Raw genomic sequence first — 8,591 nt, forward strand, 5'->3', positions numbered from 1 at the left:
TTAATGGATACCCCCCAAATTACCTTCACATTAGTACGATAATCGTTGATCGGCAAAACAACAGCGTTCTCTCGACATTTTATGCGGTGGGGGTGCGAAGATTGACGACTACCCATCACGGGGGTCTAATATAGATGCTCTCTGCGGGATGTATCGATCCTGCTGGTCGGACTTTCTAGTCGCTTACTTTTGGGTGCTACTTGACGTGCTATTGAATCGCAGCCAAACAAGATTGCATCTGATCTTCGTGATTCCGACGTTGGTCGTGACCTTCGGCTGCATCTTCTATTATTGGCTCGAATCCTCTCAGGCGAACCGTTGGGTTGGTGGCGGCAGTCGTGCGGGATTGTTGTGCGGAATCGCCGCCGGTTCGATCATCGTTTTCGAGATGTTGCTTTGGCCGCGTAAGGCGCTTCGTCGTTTGCGATTGATCCCGGCCAAATATTGGATGGCTGCCCACCTGTGGTTTGGCCTGGCTTCGCTACCGCTGGCGATCGTGCATTGCGGGTTTCATCTAGGCGGATGGTTGCCTGCCACCTTCATGGTGCTGTTTGTGTTGTGCATCCTCAGCGGAATCTATGGACTTGCGGTGCAAAATATCCTGCCTCGCTGGATGCTACGCAATTTGCCTGGCGAAACGATCTACAATCAAATCGATTATGTCTCGCAGCAAACCGTCGAGGACGCACGCCGATTATTGCTCAGTGCATGCGGTCGGCGAGTCGGGGGCGTCGAGGATGCCGAGGAAGAACGTGAGTTCGAAGCCGTCAAGGCCGGAGCGATTGTCGTTGGCGCCGTGCGTCAATCGGGCAAAACACGAGGCCGGGTGCTGGAAACACGGCAATTCTCGTCGACTAATACCGATGGTCCGGCACTGTGGAATGCGTTAGACGAAATTCAACCTTTTTTGCTGCACGGACACCAAGCGAAAACGCCGGTGAACGATCGGCAACGCGCTAGTGTGTGGTTTGATCGACTTCGCAGCGCGTGCGGCGAAGAAAGTAAATCGATCGTGAATATCTTTGAAAGTTTTTGTGACCAACGTCGCCAATTTGATACCCAATCCACGGTTCATCGTTGGTTGCACGCCTGGATTCCTATCCACATTGGGTTGTCCGTCGCCGTGACCGTTTTGTTAGCAGCCCATGTTTGGACTGCGCTAAAGTATTGGTAAATGATTGACAATGCGTGAAACGGGAAAGCAAAGATCTCAGCGAATTCAGATCGACTATTACCGTCGTCGCGGTGGATTGCATCGGTTTCGCACCCTTTGTATCGCGGTTGGCGGTATCGCTGCCGTTCTGTACGCCTGTTACGTGGTAGCAGGTTCTGCGAACAAATCGCATCTCAGCACGGGGCCGGTGGCGATGGCCCACGCTTCGTTTGAAAACGATTGCAAACTTTGTCATCAGGACTTCACTCCCATCAGCTCCGATGCATCCTCATTAGAAGTGAAGCCGATCGGAGTGAGTGCCACAAAATCGATCCAGCACATTGAAACCGCTTGCCAAAAATGTCATCAAGTCGGCAATCACTACCGCGAAACGATGCTGCCGCAGGCAACGTTAGTCGACCAAAATTGTGCCGGTTGCCATGTCGATCACCAGGGCCGCGATCACAACCTGGTTCGAGTTGCGAATGAGCGTTGCGTCTCATGTCACGCAAATCTAAGTTCGGTTTGCGCTGCCGCACCGACAGTCCGCTCCAATGTCGTTGCCTTCACCAAAGCCGAGCACGGGGATTTTGCTTCGCTGCAAGGTCCGGATCCAGGCGTCGTGAAATTTGATCACGCTCAACACCTGCGACCTGGGCAAGTCGATGCCGGTCAACGCGGCGAGATGACGCTCGCGATGCTCGATGAATCGCTGCGTGAGCGGTACCGCGTGGATGGCCAGGATGATTCTGCGGCGGTGCAGTTGGATTGTGCCAGCTGTCACCAATTGGCGGGCAACCCCAGCGGCGAGAACACGATGGCGTCCGACGGCGAACTTGGCCGCTACATGGCGCCGGTGTCATTTGAACAACATTGCTCGGCGTGTCACTCATTAAACTCGGGGGCCGCGACCGCCGACACGATGCCGATCCCTCACGCAGTGCCCTGGGCCAAAGTCGATTTGTTGTTGGCGGCGACCATCGATGGCGTGCGAGCGACTGGTCAAGCACGACCACCTCGCGGTGATAAACGAGCCGTCGCGGTGCCTGGCGACGGACTTGGCAAGCCCGCGAGCGGCCAACCCGCGTCGTCGATCGTCGACGTTCGCTTGGCAAGAGAACGGGTCCAGTCACAATGTTTGAAGTGTCATGACGAAGCCTCGACAACGGACGAAGCGATCCGTGCAGCGATCGGCAAACAAACCGCAACGATGATCCCGCCGCGATGGCTGCGACACGGAATCTATGATCACGCAGCTCATCAACGAATCGATTGCAAGTATTGTCACGAGGCTGCTTACCTCAGCGACGCGGCGGCAAAACCGGCGAGCGATCAAGACGTTGTGATGATTGCGGGAATTGATTCCTGCACCGGGTGTCACCGTGATTCCGAGCTGCCGACTCCCGCTTCGCTTACGTCGCCCGAAACGGAATCGTTATTGGGTGGCCAGCTGACTTGGGCGTCGGATCGCTGCACGCTGTGCCATCGCTATCATCCACCTGCGGCGGCAAAGGTGGATCCATGAAATGCTTTTTGAGCGTTCTGATCGGGCTCGAGCTGATTTGTTTTGCGGACATCGCTGTTGCGAAGGCGGATGAACCGACATCGTTTGTGGGGATTTCATCGTGTGCGACGTCGACGTGTCACGGTGGTGTGATCGGCCGTGGTCCGGTATGGAACCATTCGCTTTCAACGTGGCTTGCCAATGACCCGCACGCCAACGCTGGTCGGTTGCTGTACGACCGTGATTCTCAAGCGATCGTTAGCCGATTGGATCGGTCGGCATCCGGTTCACGCGAAGCCTACGATGCGGTGCTGCGGGAACGTTGTATCAGTTGCCATACGACCGCAACCGCAGCGCAAACGGCGGCAAGTGGAAAGTTGTCTGCCGAATTTCTGGCCTCCGGCGTCACTTGTGAATCGTGCCACGGTGCGGCCGAATCTTGGCTTGTCTCGCATACGCACGTCGATTGGGACCCCGCAGCGAACGAATCGATGCGTGAAATGGATTCGATCATCGGCCGCGGCGAAACGTGTGTCCGCTGCCACATCGGTTCACGAACCGAGGACGGGTTGGTTCGAGACATGAATCACGATTTGATTGCGGCAGGGCATCCGGCACTGCGATTTGATTTGCCGATCTATTTGGCAAACCTGCCCACGCATTGGGATGATCGCCACGATCGTGAACTGAATGCTTCCTCCGTTCGACTACGTGCGGTGGGGCGTGCGATCAATCTTGCTGCCGCAGCAAAATTGGCTTCCGAACGGGCCAGCGACCATTTGCAAGACCCAACCGTGCCTTGGCCCGAATTCGCGGATTATGACTGCTTTGCTTGTCATCAGAGTTTGTCGATTCGCAACTTTCAAGTTCCGTTGTCAAACCGAAAAAAGTCGCCGCTACACGTGAGTGACGGTTTGCCGGTGTGGAATGCATGGCACAGCGTGAATCAGTTAGAACTTCGCGAGAACACGGCCCTGCTGGAAAAGCTTTCGCCTCATCGCAGCGATCCGAAACAGATTGCCGCCAGCGGTCAGACGTTGGCGGTCAAGTATCGAAAAATTGCTCAGCAACTTGCCAGCGAAACAGTCGATCCACGAGAAAAGTTGAGCTCGATGCAGCAGCGACTTCAGGATCAACCGCCGCCGGTGGATTGGCACCAAGCGGCGATCGAGTACTTGGAACTTGACGCGCTGCTGCGTGATTTCAATGCGATGCATTCTGGTTCGTTGCAAGAGCCTGAATCGTTACAAGAACTCGAGCAGTCGCTGCGATTTCAACCTGAACCGAGTGCGGGCTCAGGCGGAGTGATGCAATCCCCAGCCGATTTTGACCCTGCAAAGTTTCGCCGAATGATTCTACGGATCTTGCAGTCGCAATTGACGTCGACTCTAGGCCAAGCGAACCCCGAGTAAGTAATCAAGATGATCATCCCAGCTTTACACGAGCGTCAAACAAAACGAGGCGGCTACTTGACGCATGCCGACATGGAATCGGTCGCTGAGGAATTAGGGGTGCCGATGCACCGCGTCAATGCGCTGGTCACGTTCTTTCCGCACTTTCGCACCGATCCGCCACCGAAGGTCGAAGTCCACGTTTGTCGCGACATGAGTTGCCATTTAAATGGTTCGGTCCCGATGATCGAGCGGGTGGCGGCGTGGGCCGAGAAAACGTACGGCCACGATGTCGAGGTCTGTGGTGTGTCATGTTTGGGGCGTTGTGATCGTCCGCCTGCGGTGATCATCAACGAACAATTGATGACTTGTGGCAGCGAGGCAGCGATCCAGCAAACCGTCGACGCGATCATGCAGGGACAGCAACCCGAATTCAATTCGGATTGGGAATTGGCCAAGGCGAAGGTCGGCAAATGGGACATGGATATCTATGGCGGCAGTGGCCGTTACGAGCGAGTTCGTGAGTACATCACCGGGGGCGGTGATCCCGACAAAGTGCTTGCGGCGCTCGAAAACGCCGGGCTGCTGGGGATGGGCGGCGCCGGAGGCCGAGCCTACTTGAAGTGGGGCGACGTGATGCGGGCCGAAGGCACAACGGGCGAAAAATTCATTGTCTGTAATGCCGACGAAAGTGAACCGGGAACATTCAAAGATCGCGAAATCCTGCTGGCCGCCCCCTACCTGACAATCGAAGGCATGATCCTAGCCGCCTTGGTGGTCGGGGCGACCCGCGGTTGGATCTACGTTCGGCACGAGTACCCTGAGCAAATTGAAAAGTGCCGCGAAGAAATCGCTCGTGCGGTCAAACTTGGTGCCTGCGGTCGCAACATGTTCGGCAGCAGCCGATCCTTTGAACTCGATGTTTTCCCCAGTCCTGGCGGTTACATCTGTGGCGAACAAACCGCGTTGATCGAGGCGATGGAAGACAAACGGGCCGAACCTCGCAACCGGCCTCCCGAATTGATGACCAACGGTTTGTATGATCAACCAACGCTGCTTTCCAATGTCGAAACGTTTGCCTGGGCACCGGCGATTTTAAAGGATGGCGGCGATTGGTTCGCCAGCCAAGGCATCAAAGAGGGACCGCTAACTGCCGGCGCCAGTCCGGCGATGAAGGGAAAACGGTTGTTTTCGATCAGCGGTGATTTGAATCAGCCGGGGGTTTATGAAGTGCCGACCGGAACGACGCTCGGTGAATTGATTGACAAACACTGCGGCGGGATGAAGGACGGCAAATCGATCGCCGCGGTCGCGCTAAGCGGTCCTTCGGGCGGATTGCTGCCGCCTCAAATTCCTGTCCAATTTCTCAGCCGCCGGTTCGTCGAAGCCAATGTTCCCGAGGGCGTCACTCACATCGATATTCGGGATCTGCCGCTCGATATCAATGTTTCGCGAGCGGTCGGCTACATGCTTGGTGCCGGCATCGTTGTCTATGGCAGCGGTTGCAATGTGTTGGCCGAAGCGGTCGCGAACAGCCGTTTCTATCGTAATGAAACCTGTGGCAAATGTGTCCCGTGTCGCATCGGGTCCGAAAAAGTCACCGAGATGGGCGAGCGGCTGCTGGCTGGCGACGTTACCCGCGAAGAGTTCGATACGTTTGAACCGATCGCGTTGGGATTGAGCGGAGTCATGCAAGCGACCAGCATTTGTGGACTCGGGCAAGTTGCCAGTAATCCGCTGCAAACGTTTTTAAAGTTTTTTCCCGATTTGGCTCGCCAAGCGTGTCGTAACAAAACGTCGGAAGTGGCGAAATCATGAGTAACGAACTTGACCCCAAAGACGTCGCAAGCGTCAACTTTGACATCAGTGAATTGCCGGGACAAGTCGTTGCCGAACAGGAAGGTCTGTTCGCCCGTGACGTCGACGGTCAATTGGTCCGCGTCCATAAAGCGACCGCATCGGAATTAGACGAAGACGTCACGTTGACGATTGATGGTCGCGAAGTGACCGTCAAAAAAGCGGTGCCAACGCGTGACAGCCAAGGCAACATCATTCGTGATGCAACCGGGGCCCCAAAACCGCGTTACACCACGATCTTTGACGCGACCAGTGACGCGTTTGTTCGCGAACCCGGCGACGAGCATCCGATCCCGACGCTTTGCCACAAAGAACATTTGCCCCCGGTGGGCGTGTGCCGTGTTTGTCTTGTCGAAGCGACCGAGATGACGCGGCGTGGACCACGGAAACAATTGGTTCCGTCTTGTGTCCAACGCGTTTCCAACGGCATGATCGTCAACACGATCAAAAGCGAAACCGACAAAGACGCCGCCGTGCGGGTGAAGGCCGCCAGCCAAACGGTGGTCGAATTGCTGATTGCCGATCATTTGCCTAGTTCGCAGTGGACGGCGCCTGGCAACGAATTGGCCGCGGTCGCTCGGCGGATGGAAATCAATGAATCTCGTTTCGCACCCCGTTTGCTCAAGCGTGGCCACGACGACAGCAGCAAGATGATCGTCGTCGATCACGATCAATGCATCATGTGCGGACGGTGCCAACGGGGGTGCAATTGGGTCAAGGGAAATAACGTGATCGGTCGAGGCGGCAAAGGCTACGCGTCGCACATCGCCTTTGATCTCGAAGATCCGATGGGACAAAGTACCTGCGTTTCGTGCGGTGAATGTGCCGTCAGCTGCCCGACCGGGGCGCTGCAGTTCCAGCCCTCGTTCATTGAAACCCAAATCAAACGGGTTCGCGATGACATGGTTGCTGAGAACAAAGATGGCGACATTGTGACGGCCGACGAGCTGATTCACTATCCGCTGTTTTCCGGTATCCCCTACAAATTCTTGCAGTTCAATGGGGCTGCGGTGGTTCGCCGTATTTTGCACGAAGGCGACGTGTTGTGCCGCGAAGGCGAGTACGGTTCAACGGCGTTTATCATCCTCAGCGGTGAGTTCGAAATATTTCTCGCGACCACACGCGGCGCGGTTCGTAACCGATCCGCTGGCGGATTGTTCGGATGGTTGGGCGGTTTGAAAACGGTGGTTGAAAAAGTCGGCGGTCGAGCGAAGTTGGCCGACGTCAGTGCGGCTCAGCTTGATGAAAATCAACGCATCTTGCGTGACAGTGATGACGTGATCTTGGGCGAGATGACGTGTATGAACCGTTATCCGCGAAGTGCCACCGTGGTCGCGACCCAGACCTCCGAAGTGCTCGAGATTAAACGCAACGTATTGTACATGCTGCAGCGAAACGAAGTCAGTCGCGAAATTTTGGATCGAGCCTACCGCAAGTATTCGCTGACGGGACAAATTGAATCGCTGCCGATTTTTGATTCGCTCGACGATCAACAACGAAAACAAGCGGCCGAATTTTTGCGAGACAAAGCCGATCTGGTTTCGGTCGACCCTGGGCAAGTGATTTTTGCTCAAGGCGATCAGGCCGATGATTATTACGTCAACAAGCTGGGGTTTGTCAAAGTCACCCAAAAATATGGACGCGACGAACGGGTGCTCAGTTATCTCGGGCCTGGAAACGGGTTTGGCGAGATTGGATTGCTTTCGAGTATCGGCGACACCCTTTCCGAAGCTCTCGGCGGAACGGTCCGTCCCGGCGTGCGTACCGCGACCTGTTCGGCACTGGATCACGTCGAACTGATCCGGATTCGTGGCGAAGATTTCCGTAACTTGCTCGCCCAGTTTCCTGAGCTCAAAAACACGTTGGCTGCCAAAGCGAAGGTGATTTTAGAGAAAGACCAGGAGGCTCGCAGTCGACTGCAAGCGGTCGAATCGGAAGACTTTCTCGATCAAGGATTGTATTTGGCGCAAAGTCTGTTGGTGCTGGATCTGGAACGTTGCACTCGCTGCGACGAATGCACCAAGGCGTGTGCCGACACGCATGAGGGTGTGACGCGTTTGGTCCGCGATGGATTGCGGTTTGACAAGTTCCTGGTCGCCAGCAGTTGTCGGTCCTGTATGGATCCGTATTGTTTGGTTGGATGTCCGGTCGATGCGATACACCGCGATGGGGATTCACTCGAGATCGCAATCGAAGATTACTGTATCGGTTGCGGATTGTGTGCCGACAATTGTCCGTACGGCAACATCAACATGCACGGATTTCCAAAACAGGAAGTCGATGCGTCAGGCAAGCTGAAGACGGTCTATCACGAGGTCGAAGGCAAGAAGATGCCGGTCGTCCAGCAGCGAGCGACCACTTGTGATTTGTGCCGCAGCATCGATGGAAAACCGAGCTGCGTGTACGCGTGTCCGCACGAAGCGGCATTCCGGATGACCGGTCCGGAATTGTTAGAGATTACCAAGCAAAACGGAAACGGAAATTGATGGTCGTTTAGGATGAAGCATTTTCTCGTAGCTACCTTCGCCAGAAGGTGGTGATTCGTATTGGCTGGCAATCATCCACGCTCTGGCGAGTCCTCATTCCGCTTCGCGGCACCCTAAATAATGAAAACGGCGGTTAGTGTATAATTTACGATGGCTGACGTGTGAGTTGGGTCGCAGATCGTGCTCCACTGGCGTCTAGA

At 55.4% G+C, this 8,591-nt stretch carries 5 protein-coding genes; all 5 read left to right on the forward strand.

Annotated features, from left to right (window positions below):
- Positions 1 to 148: 148 nt before the first annotated feature.
- From ABEA92_RS30550 to ABEA92_RS30570, 5 genes are read left to right on the forward strand one after another with little or no spacing between them, the layout of a single operon-like run.
- On the forward strand, positions 149 to 1,174 hold the full coding sequence (locus ABEA92_RS30550) for a hypothetical protein (protein ID WP_345689538.1): 1,026 nt from the start codon (positions 149 to 151) through the stop codon (positions 1,172 to 1,174).
- Positions 1,175 to 1,184: 10 nt separating this feature from the next.
- Positions 1,185 to 2,678, forward strand: a complete 1,494-nt coding sequence (locus tag ABEA92_RS30555) for a hypothetical protein (RefSeq protein ID WP_345689540.1) — start codon at positions 1,185 to 1,187, stop codon at positions 2,676 to 2,678.
- Entirely contained in the window at positions 2,675 to 4,069 is a 1,395-nt protein-coding gene (locus tag ABEA92_RS30560) for a multiheme c-type cytochrome (protein WP_345689542.1), read from the forward strand. The genes ABEA92_RS30555 and ABEA92_RS30560 overlap by 4 nt, the downstream gene beginning before the upstream one ends.
- 9 nt (positions 4,070 to 4,078) lie before the next feature.
- Positions 4,079 to 5,866 carry an NAD(P)H-dependent oxidoreductase subunit E gene (locus ABEA92_RS30565; protein WP_345689544.1) on the forward strand — a complete coding sequence of 596 codons (1,788 nt, stop codon included), beginning with the start codon at positions 4,079 to 4,081 and terminating at the stop codon, positions 5,864 to 5,866.
- Entirely contained in the window at positions 5,863 to 8,391 is a 2,529-nt protein-coding gene (locus ABEA92_RS30570; RefSeq protein WP_345689546.1) for a cyclic nucleotide-binding domain-containing protein, read from the forward strand. The genes ABEA92_RS30565 and ABEA92_RS30570 overlap by 4 nt, the downstream gene beginning before the upstream one ends.
- Positions 8,392 to 8,591 lie beyond the last annotated feature (200 nt).

It is taken from the genome of Novipirellula caenicola (assembly GCF_039545035.1).
GTDB lineage: Bacteria > Planctomycetota > Planctomycetia > Pirellulales > Pirellulaceae > Novipirellula > Novipirellula caenicola.

Excerpts from the sequence above, each read along its gene's own strand:
- ABEA92_RS30570 (WP_345689546.1), top strand. The coding sequence starts at position 5,863 with ATGAGTAACGAACTTGACCCCAAAGACGTCGCAAGCGTCAACTTTGAC.
- ABEA92_RS30555 (WP_345689540.1), top strand. The coding sequence starts at position 1,185 with ATGCGTGAAACGGGAAAGCAAAGATCTCAGCGAATTCAGATCGACTAT.
- ABEA92_RS30550 (WP_345689538.1), top strand. The coding sequence starts at position 149 with ATGTATCGATCCTGCTGGTCGGACTTTCTAGTCGCTTACTTTTGGGTG.
- ABEA92_RS30565 (WP_345689544.1), top strand. The coding sequence starts at position 4,079 with ATGATCATCCCAGCTTTACACGAGCGTCAAACAAAACGAGGCGGCTAC.
- ABEA92_RS30560 (WP_345689542.1), top strand. The coding sequence starts at position 2,675 with ATGAAATGCTTTTTGAGCGTTCTGATCGGGCTCGAGCTGATTTGTTTT.